We start from the raw sequence: 24,496 nt of genomic DNA on the forward strand, positions 1-24,496 counted from the left end.
CCGGCCGGGAACCGCGCTGGTGTCGAGCTTAGAAGAAGCCCAGCGGATTGATGTCGTAGCTCACCAGCAGGTTCTTGGTCTGCTGGTAGTGGTCGAGCATCATCTTGTGGGTTTCACGGCCTACGCCGGACTTCTTGTAGCCACCGAACGCGGCGTGCGCCGGGTACAGGTGGTAGCAGTTGGTCCATACGCGACCTGCCTTGATCCCGCGGCCCATGCGGTAGGCACGGTTGATGTCGCGGGTCCACACGCCGGCACCCAGGCCGAACTCGGTGTCGTTGGCAATCGCCAGGGCTTCGGCTTCGTCCTTGAAGGTGGTGACGCTGACCACCGGGCCAAAGATCTCCTCCTGGAACACGCGCATCTTGTTGGTGCCCTTGAGCAGGGTCGGCTGGATGTAATAGCCGGTCGACAGGTTGCCTTCGAGTTTTTCCACCTTGCCGCCGGTCAGCAGCTCGGCGCCTTCCTGCTCGGCAATTTCCAGGTACGAGAGGATCTTGTCGAACTGCTGCTCGGACGCCTGGGCGCCGACCATGGTGTCGGTGTCCAGCGGGTCGCCACGCTTGATCTGCTTGATCTTCTTCATCACCTCCTGCATGAACGCCGGGTAGATGGACTCCTGCACCAGCGCCCGCGATGGGCAGGTGCACACTTCACCCTGGTTGAAGAACGCCAGTACCAGGCCTTCGGCGGCTTTTTCGATGAAGCTCTGCTCGGCCTGCATGATGTCTTCGAAGAAGATGTTCGGCGACTTGCCGCCCAGCTCCACGGTGCTCGGGATGATGTTTTCTGCCGCACATTTCATGATGTGCGAGCCGACCGGGGTGGAGCCGGTGAAGGCGATCTTGGCGATGCGCTTGCTGGTGGCCAGGGCTTCACCGGCTTCGCGGCCATAGCCTTGCACCACATTGAGCACGCCCGGTGGCAGCAGGTCGCCGATCACTTCCAGCAGCACCGTGATGCCCAGCGGGGTCTGCTCGGCCGGCTTGAGCACCACGCAGTTGCCGGCGGCCAGGGCCGGGGCGAGCTTCCAGGCGGCCATCAGGATCGGGAAGTTCCACGGGATGATCTGCCCGACCACGCCCAGTGGCTCGTGGATGTGATAGGCCACGGTGTTGCCGTCGATTTCGGCAGCGCTGCCTTCCTGCGCACGCAGGCAGCCGGCGAAGTAGCGAAAGTGGTCAGCGGCCAGCGGGATATCGGCGTTGAGGGTTTCACGCACGGCCTTGCCGTTGTCCCAGGTTTCGGTGATGGCCAGCAGTTCGAGGTTCTGTTCGATGCGGTCGGCGATCTTCAGCAGGATCAGCGAGCGTGCCTGTACCGAGGTGGTGCCCCAGGCATCGGCTGCCGCGTGCGCGGCGTCCAGGGCCTTGTCGATGTCTTCGGCGCTGGAGCGGGGGAATTCGGCGATCGGTTGGCCGTTGACCGGCGAGGTATTGGTGAAGTACTCGCCTTTGACCGGCGGCACGAATTCACCGTTGATGTAGTTACCGTAGCGGCTCTTGAAGGAAACGATCGCGCCGTCGGTACCGGGGTGTGCGTAACGCATGGTGTGTCTCCTGGGGTCTTGTGCTTGTAGGGAGGATATTAAGCGTAGTGCAAGGCACGGGCCATTGCCTGCGGGCCTAATGAAATCAAGGGGTTGACGCGCACAGGTAGGGCTTCCCAGGGGCGGCTGTGGCAGCCCCGGTACAGTCGGGGTGACACGCTGTGCCACTTTTGATACAGCCTGTGACTCAGTGGTCGAGCCCCCATTGCAATGCGTGGACGGCAGGAGGATGCTGGGTGTTCTCGTGTGCGGAGAACAATAAAAAGTGCAGAGCAATCACCTCAGCCGGCACGCCCGGCAAGTGCTCACCGTCACCCAGGGCAAGGCGCGATTGCAAGGCCCGGGCAGCGACCCCTCGATCGCCCGTTCGTGGTTGCGTTGTCTTGAGGACTACCACCTGGACCCTGCGCAAAGCATCGCGCCCACAGTGCTCGAACATGGCCGTGTGCTGGAAAGCCGCGAGCGCCTGCAGCAGGTGCTGCACATCGCCGGCAACGAAATGAACAGCCTGCACCAGCAATTGTCGGGTGCGGGCCATGCCGTGCTGCTTACCGATGCCCGCGGGGTCATCCTCAACTGCGTCACCGCACCCACCGAGCGGCGCATTTTCGAGCGCGCCGGGTTGTGGCTGGGGGCGGACTGGAGCGAAGCCTGCGAGGGCACCAACGGCATCGGCACCTGCCTGGTGGAGCGCCAGGCGCTGACCATTCACCAGGACGAGCACTTTCGCGGCCGGCACACCGGCCTGACCTGCTCGGCGAGCCCGGTGTTCGACCCGCAGGGCGAGTTGCTGGCCGTGCTCGACGTGTCCTCGGCGCGCCCCGATATGTCACGCCAGAGCCAGTTTCACACCATGGCGCTGGTCAATCTCTCGGCCAAGATGATCGAGAGTTGCTACTTCCTGCGGTATTTCGAGCACCACTGGCTGCTGCGTTTCCACCTGCAGGCAGAGTCGGTGGGCCTGTTCAGCGAAGGGTTGCTGGCGTTCGACGGCGAAGGGCGTATCTGCGCGGTCAACCAGAGTGCGTTGAACCTGCTGGGTTCGCTACGTGGCGGCCTGCTGGGCGAGCCGGTGGAAATGTTCTTCGATTGTGCGCTGGATGAGCTGCTGGGGCGTGCCACGGCGTCGGCCAGCACCAGTTGGCCACTGCGTACCCGCGACGGCCGTGTGCTGTTCGCCAGCCTGCGCGGCCAGGCACGCGCGGTGCCGCCGCCCGTGCCAGCGGCGGCGCAACTGCCGGGCCAGCCAGGCGCGGGCATCTGCCTGGTCGACCCGGCCCTGCAGAACGATTTTCGCCGCGCGGTGCGGGTGTTCGAGCGCGACGTGCCGTTGTTGCTCAACGGCGAGACCGGGTGTGGCAAGGAGGCTTTCGCCAAGGCCGTGCACCAGGCCAGCCAGCGCGCCGGCAAGCCATTCGTCGCGCTCAACTGCGCCTCGATCCCGGAAAGCCTGATCGAGAGCGAGTTGTTCGGTTATCGCGGCGGCAGCTTCACCGGCGCACGCAAGGAAGGCATGCGTGGCAAGTTGCAGCAGGCCGATGGCGGTACCTTGCTGCTGGACGAGATCGGTGACATGCCGCTGGCCCTGCAAACCCGCCTGCTACGGGTGCTGGAAGAGCGCATGGTGGTACCGATCGGTGGCGAACCGCAGGCTGTCGACGTGCGCATCATCAGCGCGACACACCGCGACCTGATGGGCCGGGTCGAGGCGGGCAGCTTTCGCGAGGACCTGTACTACCGGCTCAATGGGCTGGAAGTTGCCCTGCCGGCCTTGCGCGAGCGCAGCGACAAGTCACAGTTGCTCGATTTCATCCTGGCCGAAGAGGCCGCCGGCCAGGCGCTCGCCCTCGAGCCCTCGGCGCGCCAGGCGCTGCTCGACTTTGCCTGGCCGGGCAACGTGCGCCAACTGCGCAACGTGCTGCGCACCCTGGTGGCGCTGTGCGAGGACGGCCATATCGCGCGTGGCGACCTGCCTGCGGTGGTACGCCAGGCGCCACTCGGCTGGGCACCGGTGGCTGTCGAGCCGGCTCCGGCTGACCCCCTCGACGAGGCCGAGCGCACGGTACTGTTGCGTACCCTGGAGCAAAAGCGCTGGCACATGACCCAGGTGGCGGCGCAGTTGGGAGTCAGCCGCAACACGCTGTACCGCAAGCTGCGCAAGCATGGCATTGCACGGGGTGCCTGACCGAAACTCAGGATGCGATTTTTCCCACCCTAAGCTACCCTGCCTCCACGTTTCGTGAGGTCGACCATGCACATTCATATTCTCGGTATCTGCGGTACTTTCATGGGCTCGCTGGCGGTGTTGGCCAAGGCACTTGGCCACCGCGTCACCGGCTCCGACGCCAACGTCTATCCGCCCATGAGCACCCAGCTTGAGGCCCAGGGCATCGAACTGCACCAGGGCTATGACGCCGACCAGTTCGAGCCGGCCCCCGACCTGGTGGTGATCGGCAATGCCCTGTCGCGCGGCAACCCGGCAGTGGAGTACGTGTTGAACAAGGGCCTGCCCTACGTGTCGGGCCCGCAATGGCTGGCCGACCATGTGCTGCAGGGCCGCTGGGTACTGGCGGTGGCCGGCACCCATGGCAAGACCACCACCAGCAGCATGCTGGCCTGGGTGCTGGAACATGCCGGCATGGCCCCGGGTTTTTTGATCGGCGGCGTGCCGCAGAACTTCTCGGTATCGGCCCGCCTGGGTGATACGCCGTTCTTCGTGGTCGAGGCCGATGAGTACGACAGTGCGTTCTTCGACAAGCGTTCCAAGTTCGTGCACTACCGCCCGCGCACGGCGATCCTGAACAACCTCGAGTTCGATCACGCCGACATCTTCCCGGACCTGGCCGCGATCGAGCGTCAGTTCCACCACCTCGTGCGCACCATTCCAAGCGAAGGTCTGGTGATCCATCCGACCACCGAACCTGCGCTGGAGCGCGTGATCCAGATGGGCTGCTGGACCCCGGTGCAGACCACCGGCGAAGGCGGCCAGTGGCAGGTCAAGCTGCTCAGCGCCGACGGCTCGCGCTTCGAGGTCAGCTTCGAAGGGCAGAGCCAGGGTGTGGTCGACTGGGCACTGACCGGCCAGCACAACGTCGCCAACGCCTTGGCGACCCTGGCCGCCGCGCGCCATGTCGGCGTGGTACCGAGCATGGGCATCGCTGCGCTGAGCGCCTTCAAGAGCGTCAAGCGGCGCATGGAGAAGGTCGCCGAGGTTCAGGGCGTGACCATCTATGACGATTTCGCCCACCACCCGACGGCCATTGCCACCACCCTCGATGGCCTGCGCAAGCGCATCGGTGATGCGCCACTGATAGCGGTGATCGAGCCGCGCTCCAATTCCATGAAGCTGGGCGCGCACCGTGACGGCCTGCCCGAGAGCGTGCGCGACGCCGACCAGGTGATCTGGTATGCGCCGCCGAACCTGGGCTGGGACCTGGCAGCCACGGCGGCCGAATGCTCGGTGCCGGCGATTGTGGCCGACAGCCTCGAAGCGATCATTGAACGGGTCAAGCGCCTGGCCAAGCCCGGCACCCAGGTGGTGATCATGAGCAACGGCGGTTTTGGCGGGTTGCATGGCAAGCTGGCCGAGGCGCTGCGATGAGCGGACCGCAGCGCATCACGCTGGCCATGACCGGTGCCTCCGGGGCGCAGTACGGCTTGCGCCTGCTCGATTGCCTGGTGCGCGAAGACCGGGAGGTGCATTTTCTGATCTCCAAGGCCGCGCAACTGGTGATGTCGACCGAGACCGATGTGGTGCTGCCGGCCAAGCCGCAGGCGATCCAGGCGTTCCTGACCGAGTACACCGGTGCGGCGGCCGGGCAGATCCGCGTGTATGGCAAGGAAGACTGGATGTCACCGGTGGCCTCGGGCTCCGGGGCGCCGGCAGCGATGGTGGTGGTGCCGTGTTCCACCGGCACCTTGTCGGCGATTGCCACCGGTGCCTGCAACAACCTGATCGAGCGTGCGGCAGATGTGACCTTGAAGGAGCGTCGGCCGTTGATTCTGGTGCCGCGCGAGGCGCCGTTCTCCACTATCCACCTGGAGAACATGCTCAAGCTGTCGCAGATGGGGGCGGTGATTCTGCCGGCGGCGCCGGGGTTCTATCACCAGCCGCAGACCATCGACGACCTGGTCGATTTCGTCGTGGCACGGATTCTCAACCTGCTGGACATCCCGCAGGACATGCTGCCGCGCTGGGGCGAGCACCATATTGGCGGGGAAGATTGAGGGCGCTGCTGGCGGGCCTGATCCTGCTGGCACTGTGCAGTGGGTGCGCCACGGTGCGCACGCTGGATGCGGCCAAACCGGGGGCGCCGGTGGTGTACTCGGGTACGCGGCTGGACCTGTATGCGCTGCAGGGTGGGTGTTGCCCCGAGGACCGGTTCGGTGCAGCGGCGCCGAAGTATCCGGGGCTGGACCTGCCGGGCAGTGCGTTGCTCGACACGGTATTGCTGCCGCTGTCGGTGCTGACGGTGCTGGGGATCGGATTTCAGGCGACTGGCGGGTTGTAGCTACTGGCCCCTTCGCTGGCAAGCCAGCTCCCACAGGGGTTTAGGGTGCTCACAAAACCGTGTGGGAGCTGGCTTGCCAGCGAAGAGGGCCTGCGCCTATCTACCCAATTTGCGCAACTCGTCGGACTCGACAATCCGAATCCTGTCCTGCTCTTCCAGCGCCAGCCGCCACAGCGCCCGCGCCAGCTGACACGCCTCGATCCCGCGGTACTTGCCCGGAATCAGCTTGGACAACGACCCCGCCAACTGTTCGCCCAAACGAGGCTCGATCCGCTCGCCCAGCAGCAGCGAAGGCCGCGCGATGGTCAGTTGCGGCCAGTCCTGCGCCTTGAGCGCCTCTTCCATCTCGCCCTTGACCCGGTTGTAGAACACCGCCGATTTGCGGTCGGCGCCAATCGCGCTGACCACCAGCAGATGCCGTGCACCCATTTCCCGCGCCCGCTTGCTGAAGGCCACCACCATGTCCAGGTCGACCGCGCGAAACGCTGTCTGCGAACCGGCCTGCTTGATGGTGGTGCCCAGGCAACAGAAGGCAATGTCGACCCGGCCGCTCAATTGCGGCAGGAACACGGCCGGGTCGCCGACCGGGTTCTCCAGGTGGGGGTGCTCGGCCAGCGGTCGGCGCGTAGGCGCCAGAACGCGGCTGACCGTCGGCTCGTTGAGCAGTCGATCGAGTAGATGCTCACCAGTCAGACCGGTGGCTCCGGCAATCAGGATGTGCTGAGGCGTCAGGTACATGATGTCTCTCCCTTGATACAGTCAGCTTAGTGGCTGCTTGTATTTTCTGCTTGCTCCGCACCGGCACTTTGCAGTGCTTCGCGTGCCTGCTGCTGACGCAGTTTCTGCCAGCGCTGCAGTACCCCCGAGGGCGCCCAGAGTTGCGGCTCTGATGCTTCGAACCCATCGGCCTGCTCGCGCTGCGCCACGGTCGCCTTGGCCCGTTCGAACGCCTGCTGCAGGTCGTCGGTCTGGTTCAGTGCCTGGGCAAACAGTGCATCGCCGAAATACGTGAAGTCGGCCTCTTCGGAGCAGCCGAACGACACCCGGTCGGCACGTGATGCGGTCATGATCAAGGTCTTGTCGTCCTTGAGTGAATCGATGTAACCCCCCCGAGTAGCACGCAGAGATCACGATGACTTTGTCACGCTCCTTTAGTGGGGCAAGTGCGGCCGAGAGTTCATCGGCCGGCAGGTCGGCCAGTTGCAGGCGCGGCACATCGAGTACCAGTTCGTGCTCGTGGCTGCCATGGCTGGTCAGGTAGATGAACACCAGGTCTTCCGGCCCGCTGCGCTCGGCCAGGGCGCGAGCGGCGCGGGCCAGGTTCTCGCGGGTGGCCAGCGGGCGGTCGGCCAGATGGTCGCGGTGGTTGACCAGGTTGATCTGGCCGAAGGCACCGAAGCGGGTCTTGAGCATGGCGCTGACGTAGTCGGCCTCGCGCATGAACACGCTTTGCTTGCCGTCGCCAGCCAGGGTCAGGCTGTACAGTTCGATCGCCGCACTGGACACCGGCACCTGCGCCAGCGCCTTGTCCAGCAGGCTGCCCTGGTTGAGCAGGGCCAGCTCCAGCGGGTCGGGCAGCAGGCGCCCGTGTTCGTCGCGCACGCGCAGGCCGTTGACCCAGTGACCGCTCTCGACGCTGCCATCTGCCTGGGTCAGCTGCCCCTGGCCCTGGTAGGTGTCGTTCTCGAAGCCGCCGCTGTACACGCTGCCGTCGGCCAGCTGCAGGCGGCCCTTGCCGGCAAACCGCCAGTCGCGGAACTCGCCCTTGTAATGGCTGGCGTCGATACCGAAGAGTTCGCCCTTGCCGGTCAGCGAGCCGTCCTTGAACTGGCCGATCCACACATCGCCGTCGGCGTTTTCGTAACGGCCGCGGCCCTGCAGGTGGTTGTCCTTGAACTCGCCGATGTACTGGTCGCCTTCAGCGCTGTTGAAGGTGCCGCTGCCCTGCAGCTGGCCCCTGACAAAGCGGCCGCTGAACTGGTTGCCGCTGACGTCGCTGCGCAGTCCTTCGCCGTGCGGCTTGCCGTTGGCGAACAGGCCCTGGTACTGGCTGCCATCGGCCAGGGTGAGCTCGCCGGCGCCGTTGTACTGGTCGTCCTTGAACTGGCCGCGATACTGCTGGCCGCCTTCCCTGAGCGTGCCTTCGCCGTCGCGCCGGCCCAGCTTGAAGCCTCCGGTGTAGTGGCTGCCCGGGGTCGTCAGTTCACCCTGGCCGTGGAACAGGCCCTGCTGGAACTCGCCGCGGTACACCTCGCCATTGCTACCGTGCCATTCGCCGCGGCCTTGCCACTGGCCTTGCTGGAAGTGGCCGGCGTACCAGCTGCCATTGGGGTAGTCGACCCGACCCGGGCCCTGCAACAGGCCATTGACCACCTCGCCACGGTAACGGCCACCGTCGGGCAGGCGTGCGTCGGGAGGGGATAGCGGTTCACCGTCGCCACACGCGGCGAGCAGCAGGGTCAGGGCAAGGGGCATGAGTGGGCGCATGACGGGGTCCGGACAAGTCAGGCCCCGAGTATGCCGCAGATTGTCGTGGGGGAAACAGCCGCTGGGGCTGTTTGCGGGGCAGGGCAGGTCAGACGAAGCAGAGCGACAGCGGCTCGGCGATGTAGGCCGGTTTGTCTTCGCCTTCGATTTCCAGTGTGGTGGTGGCCTTGAGCAGCCATTGGCCGGGTTTCTTTTCAGTCACTTCGCTCAGGTCGACCTTGAGCCTGACGCGCGCATCGACCTTGACCGGCTGAATGAAACGCACACTGTCCAGGCCATAGTTGACCACCATCTTCAGCCCTTCGGGCAGCACCAGGATGTCTTCCATCAGCTTGGGGATCAGCGACAGGGTCAGAAAGCCATGGGCAATCGTGCTGCCAAATGGCGTCTTTGCCGCCTTCACCGGGTCCACATGGATGAACTGAAAGTCACCGGTGGCCTCGGCAAACAGGTTGATGCGCGCTTGATCGATGGTCAGCCATTCGGAACGTCCCAGTTCCTTTCCAACGTACTGCGCCAGCTCTGCAACGGGTACATAGGGCATGCGACTCTCCTGGTTGTCTTCGATGTTTTTGTGACTGCGGCAGATTCCAACGCTTAAGATCAGCACGCCGACCGGGTGCGGTCAAGTCCGTATGATTTCAGCGAATATCGGGGTATAGGCCAGTCGTTAGCGTGCTTATAATGGCCGCCAGGCCTGAGGGAGAAGTGCAATGTTGTTGCGTGGTTTGACGTGGCTCGTGCTGTTCCAGTTGCTGGGGACGGCGATCAATCACCTGTTTCTGTCAATGCTGCCCGGCCCGATCATCGGGTTGGTGTTGCTGCTCGGCTTCCTGATGCTGCGCGGCGAGGTGAGCGCACCGCTGAACGAAGCGTCGAGCAGCCTGCTGCGTTACCTGCCGCTGCTGCTGGTGCCGCCGGCCGTCGGGGTGATGGTGTATGCCAGCGACATCGCTGCGGATTTCTGGGCCATCGTCGGCTCGCTGGTGCTGTCGGTGCTGATTGCCGTGGCGTTCTGTGGCGTGCTGATGCAAAAACTCATCGCCCGCCAGGCCCGGCGCGAGGAGCAGCCATGAGCCTGGACTGGCACGGCGCGGTCGAGGCGGTGATCCACCATCCGCTGTTTGGCATCGGGATCACCCTGGGCGCCTATCAACTGGTGCTGGCCGCCTACGACAAGACCCGCTGGATCTTCCTGCAGCCGGTGCTGGTGTCGATGCTGGTGGTCATCGCGGTGCTGCTCACGTGCGGTGTGTCATACGCCGAATACCGCAAGAGCACCGAGATCATGAACATCCTGCTGGGGCCGGCCACCGTGGCCCTGGCGGTGCCGCTGTACCTCAACCTGCGGCGTATCCGGCAGTTGTTCTGGCCCACCTTGACTACGCTGGTAATCGGCGGGGTGGTCGCCACTGGCGCGTGCCTGTTGCTGGGCTGGTGGTTCGGTGCCGAGCACATGATCCTGATGACCATGGCGCCCAAGTCGGTGACCTCGCCGATCGCCATGCTGGTGGCCGAGCAGATCGGTGGTGTGGCAGCACTGGCGGCGGTGTTCGTGCTGATCACCGGGGTGATCGGCGCGATCTTCGGCCCGGCGCTGTTGTCGGCCTGCGGCGTCGGCAGCCCGGAAGCCCGCGGCATGGCGCTGGGCATCAGCGCACATGCGGTCGGTACGGCGGTGGCACTGGAAGAAAGTGAAGAGACCGGGGCGTTCGCGGCCCTGGGCATGAGCCTGATGGGGGTGGTCACGGCGGTGTTCCTGCCGTTGGCGGTTAGCCTGGTTGCGTGAGGACTTGAAATGACATTGCCCCTGTTTCCGCTCAACACCGTACTGTTCCCGGGCTGCAAGCTCGACTTGCAGATCTTCGAGGCACGCTACCTGGACATGATCGGCCGCTGCATGAAGCAGGGCGGCGGCTTCGGGGTGGTGTGCATCCTGGAGGGCGAGCAGGTCGGCAGGGCGCCCACAGGTTTTGCCCAGATCGGTTGCGAGGCGGTGATCCGCGACTTCCAGCAGCAGGACAATGGCCTGCTCGGTATTCGCGTGGAGGGCGTGCGACGCTTTGACGTGGGCCCGTGCGAGGTGCAGAAGGACCAGTTGCTGTTGGCTGATGTGAGCTGGCGCAGCGAGCAGGAAGAGGTGCCGCTGGAAGACGACGACCATGACCTGCTGGCCTTGCTCGGTGCGCTGGGCGAGCATCCGATGGTCGCGGCGCTGGATATGCCGCAGCAGGTCATCGGCCAGCAGGCCCTGGCCAATCAGTTGGCCTACCTGCTGCCCTTTGATGACCAGGACAAGCTGGCGTTGCTGGCGATCGACTCGCCCCGTCAGCGCCTGGCGGCGATCCAGGCACTGCTCGAGCGGCTGCAGGGTGAGCTGTTCGCCTGACCCTCAGTAGTGGTAGCGCAGCAGTGCGTCGGGCAACGCGTGCAGCGCAAAGAACGCTAGGGTGCCGACACACGCCGGCAGGATCAGCCACCACACCCGCAAGGGCATCGCACTGAGCGGCGCGCGCTGCTGCACCAGGGTCAGGCTGGTGGCGCACACGCAGCACGCCAGCAGGGAGCCGGCCAGGATATCGGTCGGCCAGTGTGCGCCCAGGTAGACCCGCGACAGCGCAATCGACAGCGCCGGCAGGCAGCCCAGCAGGATCCAGGTCAGGCGCATGCGCGGCGGTTGGCCACGTCCGGCCAGTACTGCCAACACCAGAAAGAACGCGAACGAGGCCGAGCTGTGGCCGCTGGGCATGCTGTAGGTGGTCAGCGGGTCACTGAGCACCTCGGGGCGTGCGCGGGCGAACAGCCACTTGAGCGTACCGTTGGCCAGCGCCGTGCCCATCAGCGTGGCGCCGGCGAAGATCGCCGGGCGCCATTGCCGGGCCAGCAGCAACAGGCCGGTGAGCACGCCGCCCACCACCAGTTGGGTGCGAAAGTCGCCCAGGCGGGTGATCAGTACGATGGTGCCGTCCAGCGTGCTGCGCCGGTGTTCCTGCACCAGCGTCATCAGACCCTGGTCGAACTGGATCAGGTACGGCCAGCCGATGAACAGCGCTGCCAGCAACACCAGGCACACACCTGCGATCCAGCGGGTGCCGTAGCGCATGCTGCGCAGGCTGCTGTTGACGCTTACGCCGACCAGTACGGCCAGGCAGCCGGCGATGATGCCCGCTTCCATCCAGAAACCTTCGGGCAGGGGCAGGCGCATGGCCGCCCCGGTGGCCCAGCCGGGCAGCAGGTAGGCCATCGACCAGCCGGCACCGGCCACCAGGCTGACCGCGATAAAGCGCGGCAGCGGCATGTCGAACATGCCCGCAACCATCGGCAGCATGGGGCGCAGGGGGCCGATGAAGCGCCCCACCAGCAGGCTGGCGATGCCGTAGCGCTGGAAGTAGCTCTCGGCGCTGCCGATCCATTCCGGGTGATGGCGCAACAGCGGCAGGCGCCGGATGTTCTGGTGGAAGCGTCGGCCCAGTGTGTAGGAAATCGCGTCACCCAGCAGCCCGCCGAGAAAGCCCAGCAGCAGGGTTTCGCTCAACCCCAGTGCGCCACTGCCGGCCAGTACCGCCACGGCAAACAGCAGCACGGTGCCGGGCACGATGATCCCGGCGATGGCCAGGCACTCGATGCACGCCACCACGAAGATCGCCACGCCCAGCCATTGCGGGTTTGCGGTCAGCCAGCCAGTGAGGCTGTCGAGCCATGCGCCCATGGTGTCAATTTCCTTGTGTCAGTAAGAAGTAGTCGAGCCCTTCGACTTGCCCACGGCGCAGCGGGTTCCGGGTGCAGTGGCGGGCAAAGTCGGCGTCGACGAAACGGTAGGGCAGATGTTCGTCGCGCCCGTGGGGGATGCCCAGGCGTGTCGTCTGAATAATGTGTTTCACCGTGATACCGCAATCCTCGACGAACAACTGCTCGGGGTCGAAGCGCCTGGCATCCCAGTGTGCCACTTTCAGGCCCAGGGCCTTGCACAGCAGGGTCTGCCCGGCGCACAGGCGCTCGTCGGCGCGCGCCTGGCCACTGGCGTCGGGGTTGTTCAGTTGCATCCGGGCCAGGCTGTTGCGATCGCTGACGGCATCGACCCAGGGGTAGGCGGACTTGATCAGCACAGCGTTGCCCGGGCCGTGGGCGCTGAAGTTCAGCGAGTCGCCGCCGCGGGCGTAGTACATGTAGATATGGCCGCCGTCGAGGAACAGTGCCTTGCGCTTGTCGGTGTAGCCGAGCGAGGCGTGGCTGCCTTTGTCGGTCACGTAATAGGCTTCGGTCTCGATGATGCGCGCCGACAGCCACAGCGCGCCTTGGCGATGGCGGATCACCTTGCCCAGCAAGGCTTTGGCCAGGGTCTGGGCATCGCGGTCGAAGAAGCTGTCGGGGAGCGCCCGGGGCGGGCAGGGGGCAAGTTCGGTCATGGGCGCGATGATAGCAATTTATTGTGCCTGTTTCGGCGGCGGGCCATTCGCTGCAGGCGTCGGCCTTGCGGGCGAACGGGGCCCTGCGGTACATCTTCATACACTGTTTTCGACCATCCGCCTGACACCGCTGGGCGTATACCTGCATGACAGTTATAATCAGCCGATTTTCCCCTTCGCCAAGACACCGAGCCCATGACTGAGTCCGTTCTTGACTACATGACCCGCCTGGGTCGCGCTGCCCGCCAGGCGGCGCGCGTGATCGCCCGCGCCAGCACCGCGCAGAAGAACCGCGCGCTGCACGCTGCCGCCAATGCCCTGGACGCCGCCCGTGCCGAGCTTGAGGCTGCCAACGCGCAGGACCTCGCCGCCGGTCGCGCCAATGGCCTGGAGCCGGCCATGCTCGAGCGCCTGGCACTGACCCCGGCGCGCATCGACGGCATGATCGTCGGCCTGCGCCAGGTGGCCAGCCTGCCCGACCCGGTCGGGCAGTCCGCGACATGAGCTACCGCCCGTCCGGCATCCAGGTCGGCAAGATGCGTGTGCCGCTGGGGGTGATCGGGATCATCTACGAGTCGCGCCCCAACGTGACCATCGACGCGGCCAGCCTGTGCCTGAAGTCGGGCAATGCGACCATCCTGCGCGGTGGCTCCGAGGCCATCCACTCCAACCGTGCCATCGCCGCCTGCATCCAGCGCGGCCTGGCCGAGGCCGGCCTGCCGGCTGCCGTGGTGCAGGTGGTGGAAACCACTGACCGCGAGGCGGTGGGCGCGCTGATCAGCATGCCCGAGTACGTCGACGTCATCGTGCCGCGTGGCGGCAAGGGCCTGATCGAGCGGGTCAGCCGCGACGCACGGGTGCCGGTGATCAAGCACCTGGACGGCATCTGCCACGTGTACGTGGCCGAACATGCCGAGCTGGACAAGGCGCAACGTATCGCCTTCAACGCCAAGACCTACCGTTACGGCATCTGTGGTGCGATGGAAGCCCTGCTGGTCGATCAGTCGGTCGCTGCCGCGTTCCTGCCGGCCATGGCCCGCCAGTTCCATGAAAAAGGCGTCGAGCTGCGTGGCTGCGAGCGCACCCGCCAGCTCATCGACGCGGTGCCGGCCAGCGAAGAAGACTGGAACACCGAATACCTGGCGGCGATCCTGTCGATTCGCGTGGTGGACGGCCTCGATGACGCCATCGAGCACATCAACCACTACGGCTCGCATCACACCGATTCGATCGTCACCGAACACCAGGGCCAGGCTCGGCGCTTTACCGCCGAAGTCGACTCCTCCTCGGTGATGATCAATACCCCGACCTGCTTTGCCGATGGCTTCGAGTATGGCCTGGGCGCGGAGATCGGCATTTCCACCGACAAGCTGCATGCCCGTGGCCCGGTCGGCCTGGAAGGCCTGACCTGCGAGAAGTACGTGGTCATCGGCGACGGCCAGTTGCGCGGTCAGGAGTCGCTCTGACCTTGGCCGAGCACAGCCCGCTCGCCGTTGCTGCCACGCCGTCGCCTGCCCGGCGCATCGGCGTGCTCGGCGGTACCTTCGACCCGGTGCACATCGGCCACCTGCGCAGTGCGCTGGAGGTAGCCGAAGGGCTGGCGCTGGACGAGCTGCGGCTGATGCCCAACGCCCGCCCGCCGCACCGCGACATGCCGCAGGTGTCGGCCCAGGATCGCCTGGCGATGGTCGAGCGTGCGGTCGAGGGTGTGCCGTTGCTGAGCGTGGATGCGCGTGAGCTGGCGCGGGACAAGCCGTCCTACACGGTCGAGACGCTGGAGCTGATGCGCGCCGAAATGGCCGCCCACGACCAGCTGTTCCTGCTGCTGGGGTGGGATGCGTTCTGCGGTTTGCCCGGATGGCACCGCTGGGAAGAGTTGTTGCAACACTGTCATATCCTGGTGCTTCAGCGCCCGGATGCCGATGTCGAGTCGCCGGATGCCCTGCGCAACCTGCTGGCCGCACGCTCGGTGAGTGACCCGCAGGCCCTGCTGGGGCCTGCCGGGCACATAGCATTCGTCTGGCAGACACCCTTGTCGGTGTCGGCCACGCAGATCCGACAGCTGCTGGCCAGCGGCAAGTCGGTGCGGTTTCTGGTGCCGGACGCAGTACTGGCCTACATCGATGTGCACGGCCTGTACCGTGCGCCGAACTGAGTGCGCGACGAGCGCCTCATACCTACGAGTTGAATGAGTTTTATATGAGCAAGCAAGACATCAAGCAAGACGCCAAGCAAGAGCTTAAAGGTCAGGAACTGGCCAACTTAGCCGTTGCTGCCCTGGAAGAGGTCAAGGCCCAGGACATCCTGGTCATCGACGTGCGCGACAAGCAGAGCATCACCGATTTCATGGTCATTGCCACGGGTACCTCGAATCGCCAGATCAGCGCCATGCTGTCCAAGGTCCGCGAGAAGGTCAAGGAGCAGGGCGTCAAGCCGATCGGTGAAGAAGGCAAGGGCGACAGCGACTGGGTACTGCTGGATCTGGACGACGTCCTGGTGCACATGATGACCGCTAACGCCCGTCAGTTCTACGACCTGGAGCGTCTGTGGAAAGGCGCCGAGCAGAGCCGTGCCGCCGATGGCAAGCACCACAGCCCGGAAAACTCCCACGAGTATTCCGCCAAGCTCACCAAAGACCAGGAATAAGGAACGTCCGTGCGTCTGCGTCTGATCGCGGTCGGCTCGCGCATGCCCAAATGGGTCGAGGACGGCTGGCATGAATATGCCAAGCGCCTGCCTTCGGAGCTGTCGCTCGAGCTGGTGGAAATACCGCTCAACACGCGCGGCAAGAATGCCGACGTTGCCCGCCTGATCCGTCAGGAGGGCGAGGCCATGCTGGCCAAGGTCCAGCCCGGCGAGCGTATTGTCACCCTCGAGGTGCACGGCAAGCCATGGAGCACCGAGCAGTTGGCGGTCGAACTGGACCGCTGGCGCCTCGATTCGCGCACCGTCAACTTCATGGTCGGCGGCCCCGAAGGGCTGGCGCCGGAAGTGTGCGCGCGTGCCGAGCAGCGCTGGTCGCTGTCGCCGCTGACCTTGCCGCACCCGTTGGTAAGGATACTGATCGGCGAGCAGCTGTACCGCGCCTGGACCGTGTTGTCCGGGCACCCTTACCACAAATAGTCGTAAGCCTTTTCAATGTCGCAGCCGATTCGCCTCAAGGACCACGAGAAAGACGCCCGCCTGGTGCGTAGCCGCGTCGTGGTCGGTGCAGTGGCGATCGTGCTGCTGATCTGCGTGCTGATTGCTCGCCTGTATTTCCTGCAGGTGATCCAGTACGACTATCACTCCACGCTGTCGGAGAACAACCGGGTGCACGTGCAGCCGATACCGCCGACACGCGGGTTGATCTTCGACCGAAATGGGGTGATCGTCGCCGATAACCGGCCAAGTTTCAGTCTGACCATGACCCGCGAACGCTCCGGTGACTGGCAGCAGGTGCTCGACGCCATCGTCGAGGTGCTCGAACTGACCCCCGATGACCGTGCACTGTTCGAAAAGCGCATGCGTCAGGGGCGCAGGCCGTTCGAACCGGTGCCAATCCTGTTCGAACTGACCGAAGAGCAGATCGCCCGCGTGGCGGTGAACCAGTTCCGCCTGCCCGGGGTGGAAGTGGCGGCGCAACTGGTGCGTCATTACCCGCAGGGCGCGCACTTTGCGCACTCGGTCGGCTATGTCGGGCGCATCAACGAGAAAGAGCTCAAGACCCTCGATCCGGTCAACTACAGCGGTACCCACCATATCGGCAAGACCGGTGTGGAGCGTTTCTACGAGGCTGAGCTGCACGGCCAGGTCGGTTACGAAGAGGTCGAGACCAATGCCCGCGGGCGGGTGTTGCGGGTGCTCAAGCGCACCGACCCGATCCCCGGCAAGGACATCGTGCTGAGCCTGGACATCAAGCTGCAGGAAGCCGCTGAAGTCGCGCTGGGCGGGCGTAGGGGGGCCATCGTCGCGCTCGACCCGAATACCGGCGAAGTGCTGGCGATGGTCAGCCAGCCGAGTTTCGACCCCAACCCGTTCGTCACCGGCATCAGTTTCAAGGCCTACGCCGAGCTGCGCGACTCGATCGATCGCCCGCTGTTCAACCGTGTGCTGCGCGGCCTGTACCCGCCGGGCTCGACCATCAAGCCGGCGGTGGCGGTTGCGGGTCTGGACGCCGGCGTGGTCACCGCCAGCAGCCGGGTGTTCGACCCCGGCTACTATCAACTGCCCAACTATGACCACAAGTACCGCAACTGGAACCGCAGTGGCGATGGCTGGGTAGACCTGGACCTGGCGATCATGCGCTCCAACGACACCTACTTCTACGACCTGGCGCACAAGATGGGCATCGATCGCCTGTCCAGCTACATGAACAAGTTCGGCCTTGGCCAGAAGGTTTCGCTGGACATGTTCGAGGAATCTGCCGGCCTGATGCCGACCCGCGAATGGAAGCGTGCCACGCGCCGCCAGGCCTGGTTCCCGGGTGAAACGCTGATTCTGGGCATTGGTCAGGGCTATATGCAGACCACACCGCTGCAGATGGCCCAGGCAACCGCGCTGATCGCCAGCAAGGGCAAATGGAACCGTCCGCACCTGGCCAAGACCATCGAAGGCCAGCCGCCGGTGGATGACAACCCGATGGAAGACATCGTTTTGCGTGACAAGTCCGACTGGACCAAGGTTGCCCACGGCATGGAGCAGGTGATGCACAACGCCCGCGGCACCGCGCGCGCCGCCGCCGTGGGTGCCCAGTACCGGATTGCCGGCAAGAGCGGTACCGCCCAGGTGGTGGCGATCAAGCAGGGCGAGAAGTACGACCGCAACAAGGTTCAGGAGCGTCACCGTGACCACGCCTTGTTCGTCGGCTTCGCCCCGGCAGAGAACCCCAGGATCGTGATTTCGGTCATGATCGAAAACGGCGAGGCCGGTGGCCGCGTCGCCGCGCCGGTGATGCGCCAGGTGATGGACGCCTGGCTGCTCGACGAGAGTGGCCGGCTCAAACCGGAGTACGCTCCCGCCAGCGTCGTTCAGGAGTCGGCCCCGTGAAGAACAATTTCGACCGCATGCTCTCCAGCGAGGATGTGATGCGCCGCCGCGCCAGCTTCCTGCAGCGCATCCATATCGACGGCCCCTTGCTGATCCTGCTGCTGACCCTGGCTGCCGGCAGCCTGTTCGTGCTGTATTCGGCCAGCGGCAAGAACTGGGACCTGCTGCTCAAGCAGGCGTCCTCGTTCGGCCTGGGGCTGATCTCGATGTTCGTCATCGCTCAGCTCGAGCCACGCTTCATGGCGCGTTGGGTGCCGCTGGCGTACATCGGCGGGGTGGTCCTGCTGGTGGTGGTGGACGTGATGGGCCACAACGCCATGGGCGCCACGCGCTGGATCAACATCCCCGGGGTGATCCGCTTCCAGCCCTCCGAGTTCATGAAGATCATCATGCCGGCGACCATCGCCTGGTACCTGGCCAAGCGCACGCTGCCACCGCACCTCAAGCACGTGATGATCAGCCTGATCCTGATCGGCATCCCGTTCGCCCTCATCGTGCGCCAGCCCGACCTGGGTACCGCTTTGCTGATCCTCGCCTCGGGCGCCTTCGTGCTGTTCATGGGCGGCTTGCGCTGGCGCTGGATCCTCAGCGTGCTGGCCGCGGCCGTACCGGTGGCGGTGGCGATGTGGTTCTTCGTGATGCACGACTACCAGAAGCAGCGCGTGCTGACCTTCCTCGACCCTGAAAGCGACCCGCTGGGCACTGGCTGGAACATCATCCAGTCCAAGGCGGCGATCGGCTCGGGCGGTGTGTTCGGCAAGGGCTGGCTGCTCGGCACCCAGTCGCACCTGGACTTTCTGCCAGAGAGCCACACCGACTTCATCATCGCCGTGCTTGGCGAGGAGTTCGGCCTGGTGGGCATTTGCGCGCTGCTGCTGATCTACCTGTTGCTGATCGGCCGCGGCCTGGTGATCACCGCCCAGGCGCAGACTCTCTACGGCAAGCTGCTGGCAGGCAGCCTGACCATGACCTTCTTTGTTTATGTGTTCGTCAATATCGGTATGGTCAGCGGCCTGTTGCCCGTGGTCGGGGTGCCGCTGCCCTTCATTAGCTATGGCGGAACTTCGCTGGTGACGCTGCTGTCAGCGTTTGGAGTTTTGATGTCGATCCACACGCACCGCAAATGGATCGCGCAGGTTTGAATAAGGTGAACAATTCAATGCAAGCAATGCGTGGCTGGGTGACTCGCTGTGCGCCCTGGGTCGGCCTGTTGGGGCTCGTGGCCTACGGGCAGCAGGCGAGTGCCGCCGACTATGACGGCTCGCCCCAGGTGGCCGAATTCGTCGGCGAAATGACCCGCGACTACGGTTTTGCCGGCGAACAGCTGATGGGCGTGTTCCGTGAGGCGCAGCGCAAGCAGGCGATCCTGGACGCCATTTCGCGCCCGGCCGAACGGGTCAAGCCGTGGAAGGAATACCGCCCGATGTTCCTCACCGACGCGCGCATCGCCCGCGGCGTTGACTTCTGGCGCCAGCATGAAGACACCCTGGCCCGCGCCGAGCAGGAATACGGTGTGCCGGCTCAGGTGATCGTGGCGATCATCGGCGTCGAGACCTTCTTTGGCCGCAATACCGGCAACTATCGGGTGATCGACGCGTTGTCGACGTTGGGCTTCGACTACCCGCCGCGGGCCGCGTTCTTCCGCAAGGAACTGCGCGAGTTCCTGTTGCTGGCCCGCGAAGAACAGGTCGACCCGCTCACCCTCAAGGGTTCGTATGCCGGCGCCATGGGCCTGCCGCAGTTCATGCCCAGCAGCTTTCGCGCCTATGCGGTGGATTTCGACGGCGATGGCCACATCAATATCTGGACCAACCCCGACGATGCCATCGGCAGCGTCGCCAGTTACTTCAAGCGTCACGGCTGGGTGGCCGGTGAAGCGGTGGTCAGCCGTGCCCAGGTGCGCGGTGAGCGTGTCGACGAGGGCCTGAGCCCAGGCATCGACGCGGTCAAGACGGTCGCGCAGTTGCGGGCGCTGGGCTGGTCGAGTCATGATGCGCTGCGCGATGATCTGCCGGTCACCGCCTTCCGGCTCGAGGGCGACAATGGCCCCGAGTACTGGCTGGGCCTGAAGAATTTCTACGCGATCACTCGCTATAACCGCAGCGTGATGTACGCCATGGCGGTACATCAACTCTCGGACCAGTTGGTCCAGGCAAGGGGCGCCAGGTAATGCGCGTATTGTTTTCTGACACATCTCTCAAACTGATCGGCTGTGCGGCCCTGGGCCTGTTGCTGGTCAGCTGTTCCTCGAGCCGACCGGCACCGCAGCAAAGTGGCGGCGGCGTGGTGCGCGCCAAGCCCGGCCTGGACATCAACCGGGCGCACAAGGACGGCGCGCCGTGGTGGGACGTGGACGTCTCCAAGATTCCCGATGCCACGCCCACCGTGCACACCGGCAACTACAAGGCCAACCCGTACACGGTGCTGGGCAAGACCTATTTCCCGATCCAGGAGTCGCGCAACTATCGCGCCGAGGGCACTGCGTCGTGGTATGGCACCAAGTTCCACGGCCAGAACACCGCCAACGGCGAGGTCTATGACCTGTACGGCATGAGCGCGGCGCACAAGACCCTGCCGCTGCCGGCCTACGTCAAGGTGACCAACCTGGACAACCAGCGCACGGTGATCCTGCGGGTCAATGACCGGGGGCCATTCTATTCGGACCGCATCATCGACCTGTCGTACGCGGCGGCGAAAAAGCTCGGGTATGCCGAAACCGGTACTGCGCGGGTGCGTGTCGAAGGTATCGACCCCAAGCAGTGGTGGGCCCAGCGTGGCCAGTCGGCGCCGATGGTGCTCGACCAGCCGCAGGTCGCCCAGACCCAGGCGCTGTCGCCGAGTACCGGCACCGTAGAGCAGTGGACCCCGCCACCGCAGCAGCATGCGGCGGCCGTGGTGCCGGTGCAGGTGGCCAGCAACAGTGCCCCGGCCAGCAATGGTCTTTACTTGCAGGTCGGCGCATTCGCCAACCCGGACGCTGCCGAGTTGCTACGCTCCAAGCTCAGCGGCATGGTCAGCGCGCCGGTGTTCATCAGCTCCGTGGTGCGCAACCAGCAGACGCTGCACCGCGTGCGCCTGGGCCCGATCAACAGCCAGGGCGAGGCCCAGCAGATGCAGGACAGCGTGCGCCTGGCCAACCTGGGGCAGCCCAAGGTCGTCACGGCAGACTGATCGGGGGGACTGATCGGTTTGTCATGCAGTCGGGCAGAGCAGCCATGTACAATGGCCGTTTTGCTCGCCAGGCCCCGCGCCTGAGATACGTTTTGCCCGCGAGGGCATGAGCCCATTAGCCATTTCGAGAGACGGATGAACATAACCAGCTTTGCCAAACGCCTTTGCCTGCTTGTACCGCTGATGATTGCCCCTGCCGCCTTCGCGGCAGAGCAGATGATGCCGTCGCCGCCGCAACTGGCAGCCAAGTCCTACGTGCTCATGGAAGCCTCCAGCGGCAACATCCTGGTCGAGAACAATGGCGACCAGCGCCTGCCTCCGGCGAGCCTGACCAAGCTGATGACCGCCTACATCGCGACCCTGGACATCCGTCGCGGGCAGATCGGCGAGAACGACCCGGTGACCGTCAGCGAAAACGCCTGGCGTACCGGCGGCTCGCGCATGTTCATCAAGGTTGGCACCCAGGTCAGCGTCAGCGACCTGCTGCATGGCATCATCATCCAGTCCGGCAACGACGCCAGTGTCGCCCTGGCCGAGCACATTGCCGGCAGCGAAGACGCGTTCGCCGACATGATGAACAAGACCGCGACCGACCTGGGCATGAGCAACAGCCACTTCATGAACCCGACCGGCCTGCCGAACCCCGAGCATTACTCCTCGGCCCACGACATGGCACTGCTGGCCCGCGCGATCATCCACGAAGACCCGGCTCACTATGCGATCTACTCGCAGAAGGAGTTCTTCTGGAACAACATCAAGCAGCCTAACCGCAACCTGCTGCTGTGGCGCGACAAGACTGTCGACGGCCTGAAGACCGGCCACACCGACGAAGCGGGTTACTGCATGGTGTCGTCGGCCGTACGTGACGGCATGCGCCTGATCGCCGTGGTGTTCGGCACCAACAGCGAGCAATCGCGTGCTGCCGAGACCCAGAAGCTGCTGACCTATGGCTTCCGCTTCTTCGAAACCCAGACCTTCTACCAGAAGGGCACCGAACTGGCGCAGGCGCCGGTCTGGAAGGGCAACGTGGCGCAGGTCAAGGCCGGTCTGGCACAGGACCTGAGCATGACCTTGCCTAAAGGCCAGTTGAAGAAACTGGCTGCCAGCATGACCATGAATCCGCAACTGACCGCGCCTATCGCCAAAGGTGACGTGATCGGCAAAGTGGAAGTCAAACTGGATGACAATGTGGTGCACAGCGCCGACCTGATCGCGCTGGACGCTGTGGAAGAGGGCGGATTCTTCCGTCGTGCGTGGGATAGCATTCGGCTATTCTTCTTCGGGTTGTTCAACTGATATCGTGACCTGCCACGCCCCCGTCATTCATGCGGGGGCGTTGTTGTTGCCACGGCTTACGAGGCCGTTACTGCCATGACCGAACCAGACGTCAAGTCGCACAAGATCGAATTCCCCTGCGCCGATTACCCGATCAAGGTGATCGGCGACACCGTGGTCAATTTCAAGGACACGGTGATCGAGATCCTGAAGAAGTACGCCGAGGTCGACCTCGGGACCCTGGCCGAGCGCCAGAGCAAGGAAGGCAAGTACACCACCGTACAGTTGCACATCATCGCCACCGGCGAAGACCAGCTGCACAATATCAACAGCGCCTTGCGCGCGACCGGAATCGTGAAAATGGTGCTCTGATGTCGGCGAGCCTCGGCTTTCGCGACCTCGGCCTGCTGCCTTATGCGACCGTGCTGGAGGCCATGCGTCGGTTCACCGACCAGCGTGGTCCGGGCACGGCCGACGAAGTGTGGCTGGTGGAACACCCGGCGGTGTTCACCCAGGGCCAGGCCGGCAAGGCCGAGCACCTGCTGCTGCCGGGCGATATCCCGGTGGTGCAGACCGATCGCGGTGGCCAGGTGACCTACCATGGCCCCGGCCAGCTGGTGGCCTACCTGTTGCTCGATGTGCGGCGCCTGGGGTTTGGCGTGCGTGACCTGGTCAGCCGCATGGAGCGCTGCCTGATCGAGCTGCTGGGCAGTTACGGCGTCGAGGCGGCGGCCAAGCCCGACGCGCCTGGCGTGTATGTCGACGGGGCGAAGATCGCCTCGCTCGGCTTGCGGATTCGCAATGGCTGTTCTTTCCATGGCCTTGCCTTGAACGTGGACATGGACCTTGCGCCATTCCGCCGGATTAACCCCTGCGGGTATGCGGGGCTGGCCATGACCCAGCTGCGCGATCAGGCAGGCCCGATCGAACTCACCGAGGTCAGGGCAAGGCTGCGCGGGCAGCTGGTCAAGCACCTCGACTATGCTGAGCAGACGACCCTTGCGGGCGGAATCGACTGAATATGAATACTGTTGTGCAGGAACCGCAGCAAAGCCTTATCCCCACCCAGGACGTCACCGCACGCCCGGCCCCACGGCCGAAGGTCGAGGCGGGTGTCAAACTGCGTGGCGCAGAGAAGGTCGCACGTATTCCGGTGAAGATCATCCCTACCGATGAGCTGCCCAAGAAGCCCGACTGGATCCGTGTACGCATTCCGGTGTCGCCGGAAGTCGACCGTATCAAGCAACTGCTGCGCAAGCACAAGCTGCACAGCGTGTGCGAAGAGGCGTCGTGCCCGAACCTGGGCGAGTGCTTCTCCGGTGGTACCGCCACGTTCATGATCATGGGTGACATCTGCACCCGTCGCTGCCCGTTCTGCGACGTGGGCCACGGCCGTCCGAAGGCGCTGGACGCCGACGAGCCGATGAACCTGGCGGTGGCGATTGCCGACCTGCGCCTGAAGTACGTGGTGATCACCTCGGTTGACCGTGACGACCTGCGTGACGGCGGTGCCCAGCACTTCGCCGACTGCCTGCGCGAGATCCGCAAGCTGTCGCCTGGCGTGCAGCTGGAAACCCTGGTGCCGGACTACCGCGGGCGCATGGACGTGGCACTGGCGATCACCGCGCAAGAGCCGCCGGATGTGTTCAACCACAACCTGGAAACCGTGCCACGCCTGTACAAGGCTGCGCGTCCGGGCTCGGACTATCAGTGGTCGCTGACCTTGCTGCAGAAGTTCAAGGAGCTGGTGCCGCACGTACCGACCAAGTCCGGCCTGATGCTGGGCCTGGGCGAGACCGACGAGGAAGTGATCGAGGTGATGCATCGCATGCGCGAGCACAACATCGACATGCTGACCCTGGGCCAGTACCTGCAGCCGTCGCGTAGCCACTTGCCGGTGCAGCGCTTCGTGCACCCGGACACCTTTGCCTGGTTTGCCGAGGAAGGCTACAAGATGGGCTTCAAGAACGTCGCCTCGGGCCCGCTGGTGCGTTCGTCGTACCATGCCGACCAGCAGGCGCATGAGGCCAAGGCGAAGCTGTGATCGGTTTGTGACAGGCTGAAAAAAA

22 protein-coding genes and 3 pseudogenes are annotated in these 24,496 nt (G+C 64.7%); 19 read left to right on the top strand and 6 right to left on the bottom strand.

Annotated features, from left to right (window positions below):
- Positions 1 to 28: 28 nt before the first annotated feature.
- Entirely contained in the window at positions 29 to 1,549 is a 1,521-nt protein-coding gene (exaC, locus tag KUO17_RS01895; RefSeq protein WP_217973355.1) for an acetaldehyde dehydrogenase ExaC, read from the bottom strand.
- A gap of 265 nt (positions 1,550 to 1,814) precedes the next feature.
- Between exaC and KUO17_RS01900 the strand changes: the two genes are divergently transcribed.
- From KUO17_RS01900 to KUO17_RS01915, 4 genes are all read left to right on the top strand, one after another.
- Positions 1,815 to 3,734: a sigma-54-dependent Fis family transcriptional regulator gene (locus tag KUO17_RS01900; RefSeq protein WP_217973356.1), complete on the top strand. Its 1,920-nt coding sequence runs from the start codon at positions 1,815 to 1,817 to the stop codon at positions 3,732 to 3,734.
- 66 nt (positions 3,735 to 3,800) lie between these two features.
- A complete protein-coding gene (gene mpl / locus KUO17_RS01905; protein WP_217973357.1) occupies positions 3,801 to 5,150 on the top strand; it encodes a UDP-N-acetylmuramate:L-alanyl-gamma-D-glutamyl-meso-diaminopimelate ligase in 1,350 nt (449 codons plus the stop codon).
- Positions 5,147 to 5,776, top strand: a complete 630-nt coding sequence (gene ubiX / locus KUO17_RS01910; protein ID WP_217973358.1) for a flavin prenyltransferase UbiX — start codon at positions 5,147 to 5,149, stop codon at positions 5,774 to 5,776. Before mpl ends, ubiX begins: the two co-directional genes overlap by 4 nt.
- Entirely contained in the window at positions 5,773 to 6,060 is a 288-nt protein-coding gene (locus KUO17_RS01915; RefSeq protein ID WP_217973359.1) for a YceK/YidQ family lipoprotein, read from the top strand. The genes ubiX and KUO17_RS01915 overlap by 4 nt, the downstream gene beginning before the upstream one ends.
- A gap of 96 nt (positions 6,061 to 6,156) precedes the next feature.
- Here KUO17_RS01915 and KUO17_RS01920 read toward each other — a convergent pair whose 3' ends face one another.
- From KUO17_RS01920 to KUO17_RS01930, 3 genes and pseudogenes are all read right to left on the bottom strand, one after another.
- The gene (locus KUO17_RS01920; protein WP_217973360.1) at positions 6,157 to 6,798 is read right to left on the bottom strand and encodes an oxidoreductase; all 642 of its coding nucleotides are present in this window, start codon (positions 6,796 to 6,798) and stop codon (positions 6,157 to 6,159) included.
- Positions 6,799 to 6,824: 26 nt separating this feature from the next.
- Positions 6,825 to 8,547 (bottom strand): annotated as a pseudogene (locus KUO17_RS01925) (C13 family peptidase).
- Positions 8,548 to 8,635: 88 nt separating this feature from the next.
- The gene (locus tag KUO17_RS01930; RefSeq protein ID WP_217973361.1) at positions 8,636 to 9,091 is read right to left on the bottom strand and encodes a MaoC family dehydratase; all 456 of its coding nucleotides are present in this window, start codon (positions 9,089 to 9,091) and stop codon (positions 8,636 to 8,638) included.
- Between the two features lie 169 nt (positions 9,092 to 9,260).
- Between KUO17_RS01930 and KUO17_RS01935 the strand changes: the two genes are divergently transcribed.
- From KUO17_RS01935 to KUO17_RS01945, 3 genes are read left to right on the top strand one after another with little or no spacing between them, the layout of a single operon-like run.
- A complete protein-coding gene (locus tag KUO17_RS01935) occupies positions 9,261 to 9,623 on the top strand; it encodes a CidA/LrgA family protein (protein ID WP_217973362.1) in 363 nt (120 codons plus the stop codon).
- Between the two features lie 2 nt (positions 9,624 to 9,625).
- Positions 9,626 to 10,336 carry an LrgB family protein gene (locus KUO17_RS01940; RefSeq protein WP_217973374.1) on the top strand — a complete coding sequence of 237 codons (711 nt, stop codon included), beginning with the start codon at positions 9,626 to 9,628 and terminating at the stop codon, positions 10,334 to 10,336.
- Between the two features lie 9 nt (positions 10,337 to 10,345).
- Positions 10,346 to 10,936, top strand: a complete 591-nt coding sequence (locus tag KUO17_RS01945) for an LON peptidase substrate-binding domain-containing protein (protein ID WP_217973363.1) — start codon at positions 10,346 to 10,348, stop codon at positions 10,934 to 10,936.
- A gap of 3 nt (positions 10,937 to 10,939) precedes the next feature.
- Here KUO17_RS01945 and KUO17_RS01950 read toward each other — a convergent pair whose 3' ends face one another.
- Positions 10,940 to 12,256 carry a bifunctional DedA family/phosphatase PAP2 family protein gene (locus KUO17_RS01950; RefSeq protein WP_217973364.1) on the bottom strand — a complete coding sequence of 439 codons (1,317 nt, stop codon included), beginning with the start codon at positions 12,254 to 12,256 and terminating at the stop codon, positions 10,940 to 10,942.
- A gap of 4 nt (positions 12,257 to 12,260) precedes the next feature.
- Positions 12,261 to 12,953 carry a DNA-3-methyladenine glycosylase gene (locus KUO17_RS01955; RefSeq protein WP_217973365.1) on the bottom strand — a complete coding sequence of 231 codons (693 nt, stop codon included), beginning with the start codon at positions 12,951 to 12,953 and terminating at the stop codon, positions 12,261 to 12,263.
- 195 nt (positions 12,954 to 13,148) lie between these two features.
- Here KUO17_RS01955 and KUO17_RS01960 point away from each other — a divergent pair.
- The 12 genes and pseudogenes from KUO17_RS01960 (at position 13,149) to lipA (ending at position 24,471) form a co-directional block, all read left to right on the top strand.
- Positions 13,149 to 14,419 (top strand): annotated as a pseudogene (locus KUO17_RS01960) (glutamate-5-semialdehyde dehydrogenase).
- A 2-nt stretch (positions 14,420 to 14,421) separates the two neighbouring features.
- On the top strand, positions 14,422 to 15,108 hold the full coding sequence (gene nadD, locus KUO17_RS01965; protein WP_217973366.1) for a nicotinate-nucleotide adenylyltransferase: 687 nt from the start codon (positions 14,422 to 14,424) through the stop codon (positions 15,106 to 15,108).
- Positions 15,109 to 15,188: 80 nt separating this feature from the next.
- A pseudogene (gene rsfS / locus KUO17_RS01970) lies at positions 15,189 to 15,599 on the top strand (ribosome silencing factor); the annotation flags it as partial.
- Positions 15,600 to 15,608: 9 nt separating this feature from the next.
- Entirely contained in the window at positions 15,609 to 16,076 is a 468-nt protein-coding gene (gene rlmH, locus KUO17_RS01975; protein ID WP_010222895.1) for a 23S rRNA (pseudouridine(1915)-N(3))-methyltransferase RlmH, read from the top strand.
- Positions 16,077 to 16,091: 15 nt separating this feature from the next.
- Positions 16,092 to 17,981 (top strand): penicillin-binding protein 2, encoded by a 1,890-nt coding sequence (mrdA, locus tag KUO17_RS01980; protein ID WP_217973368.1) that lies wholly within the window; start codon positions 16,092 to 16,094, stop codon positions 17,979 to 17,981.
- 38 nt (positions 17,982 to 18,019) lie between these two features.
- Positions 18,020 to 19,123: a rod shape-determining protein RodA gene (rodA, locus tag KUO17_RS01985; RefSeq protein ID WP_217973375.1), complete on the top strand. Its 1,104-nt coding sequence runs from the start codon at positions 18,020 to 18,022 to the stop codon at positions 19,121 to 19,123.
- A 17-nt stretch (positions 19,124 to 19,140) separates the two neighbouring features.
- Positions 19,141 to 20,151, top strand: coding sequence for a lytic murein transglycosylase B (mltB, locus tag KUO17_RS01990; RefSeq protein ID WP_217973369.1), 1,011 nt, complete (start codon positions 19,141 to 19,143; stop codon positions 20,149 to 20,151).
- The gene (locus tag KUO17_RS01995) at positions 20,151 to 21,152 is read left to right on the top strand and encodes a septal ring lytic transglycosylase RlpA family protein (RefSeq protein WP_217973370.1); all 1,002 of its coding nucleotides are present in this window, start codon (positions 20,151 to 20,153) and stop codon (positions 21,150 to 21,152) included. Before mltB ends, KUO17_RS01995 begins: the two co-directional genes overlap by 1 nt.
- 135 nt (positions 21,153 to 21,287) lie before the next feature.
- Positions 21,288 to 22,448 carry a D-alanyl-D-alanine carboxypeptidase family protein gene (locus tag KUO17_RS02000; protein WP_217973371.1) on the top strand — a complete coding sequence of 387 codons (1,161 nt, stop codon included), beginning with the start codon at positions 21,288 to 21,290 and terminating at the stop codon, positions 22,446 to 22,448.
- 75 nt (positions 22,449 to 22,523) lie between these two features.
- On the top strand, positions 22,524 to 22,799 hold the full coding sequence (locus KUO17_RS02005; protein ID WP_217973372.1) for a DUF493 domain-containing protein: 276 nt from the start codon (positions 22,524 to 22,526) through the stop codon (positions 22,797 to 22,799).
- Positions 22,799 to 23,446, top strand: coding sequence for a lipoyl(octanoyl) transferase LipB (gene lipB, locus KUO17_RS02010; RefSeq protein WP_217973373.1), 648 nt, complete (start codon positions 22,799 to 22,801; stop codon positions 23,444 to 23,446). The genes KUO17_RS02005 and lipB overlap by 1 nt, the downstream gene beginning before the upstream one ends.
- A gap of 2 nt (positions 23,447 to 23,448) precedes the next feature.
- Positions 23,449 to 24,471, top strand: coding sequence for a lipoyl synthase (gene lipA / locus KUO17_RS02015; RefSeq protein ID WP_255263354.1), 1,023 nt, complete (start codon positions 23,449 to 23,451; stop codon positions 24,469 to 24,471).
- Positions 24,472 to 24,496: the final 25 nt, after the last annotated feature.

Origin of the sequence: Pseudomonas aegrilactucae (assembly GCF_019168305.1) — a bacterium.
In the GTDB taxonomy this organism is placed as follows: domain Bacteria; phylum Pseudomonadota; class Gammaproteobacteria; order Pseudomonadales; family Pseudomonadaceae; genus Aquipseudomonas; species Aquipseudomonas aegrilactucae.

Excerpts from the sequence above, each read along its gene's own strand:
- KUO17_RS01920 (WP_217973360.1), bottom strand. The coding sequence starts at position 6,798 with ATGTACCTGACGCCTCAGCACATCCTGATTGCCGGAGCCACCGGTCTG.
- KUO17_RS01930 (WP_217973361.1), bottom strand. The coding sequence starts at position 9,091 with ATGCCCTATGTACCCGTTGCAGAGCTGGCGCAGTACGTTGGAAAGGAA.
- KUO17_RS02000 (WP_217973371.1), top strand. The coding sequence starts at position 21,288 with ATGAACATAACCAGCTTTGCCAAACGCCTTTGCCTGCTTGTACCGCTG.
- lipB (WP_217973373.1), top strand. The coding sequence starts at position 22,799 with ATGTCGGCGAGCCTCGGCTTTCGCGACCTCGGCCTGCTGCCTTATGCG.
- KUO17_RS01945 (WP_217973363.1), top strand. The coding sequence starts at position 10,346 with ATGACATTGCCCCTGTTTCCGCTCAACACCGTACTGTTCCCGGGCTGC.
- KUO17_RS01995 (WP_217973370.1), top strand. The coding sequence starts at position 20,151 with ATGCGCGTATTGTTTTCTGACACATCTCTCAAACTGATCGGCTGTGCG.
- lipA (WP_255263354.1), top strand. The coding sequence starts at position 23,449 with ATGAATACTGTTGTGCAGGAACCGCAGCAAAGCCTTATCCCCACCCAG.
- rodA (WP_217973375.1), top strand. The coding sequence starts at position 18,020 with ATGCGCCGCCGCGCCAGCTTCCTGCAGCGCATCCATATCGACGGCCCC.
- mltB (WP_217973369.1), top strand. The coding sequence starts at position 19,141 with ATGCAAGCAATGCGTGGCTGGGTGACTCGCTGTGCGCCCTGGGTCGGC.
- mrdA (WP_217973368.1), top strand. The coding sequence starts at position 16,092 with ATGTCGCAGCCGATTCGCCTCAAGGACCACGAGAAAGACGCCCGCCTG.
- KUO17_RS01935 (WP_217973362.1), top strand. The coding sequence starts at position 9,261 with ATGTTGTTGCGTGGTTTGACGTGGCTCGTGCTGTTCCAGTTGCTGGGG.
- exaC (WP_217973355.1), bottom strand. The coding sequence starts at position 1,549 with ATGCGTTACGCACACCCCGGTACCGACGGCGCGATCGTTTCCTTCAAG.
- mpl (WP_217973357.1), top strand. The coding sequence starts at position 3,801 with ATGCACATTCATATTCTCGGTATCTGCGGTACTTTCATGGGCTCGCTG.
- KUO17_RS01950 (WP_217973364.1), bottom strand. The coding sequence starts at position 12,256 with ATGGGCGCATGGCTCGACAGCCTCACTGGCTGGCTGACCGCAAACCCG.
- ubiX (WP_217973358.1), top strand. The coding sequence starts at position 5,147 with ATGAGCGGACCGCAGCGCATCACGCTGGCCATGACCGGTGCCTCCGGG.
- KUO17_RS02005 (WP_217973372.1), top strand. The coding sequence starts at position 22,524 with ATGACCGAACCAGACGTCAAGTCGCACAAGATCGAATTCCCCTGCGCC.
- KUO17_RS01955 (WP_217973365.1), bottom strand. The coding sequence starts at position 12,953 with ATGACCGAACTTGCCCCCTGCCCGCCCCGGGCGCTCCCCGACAGCTTC.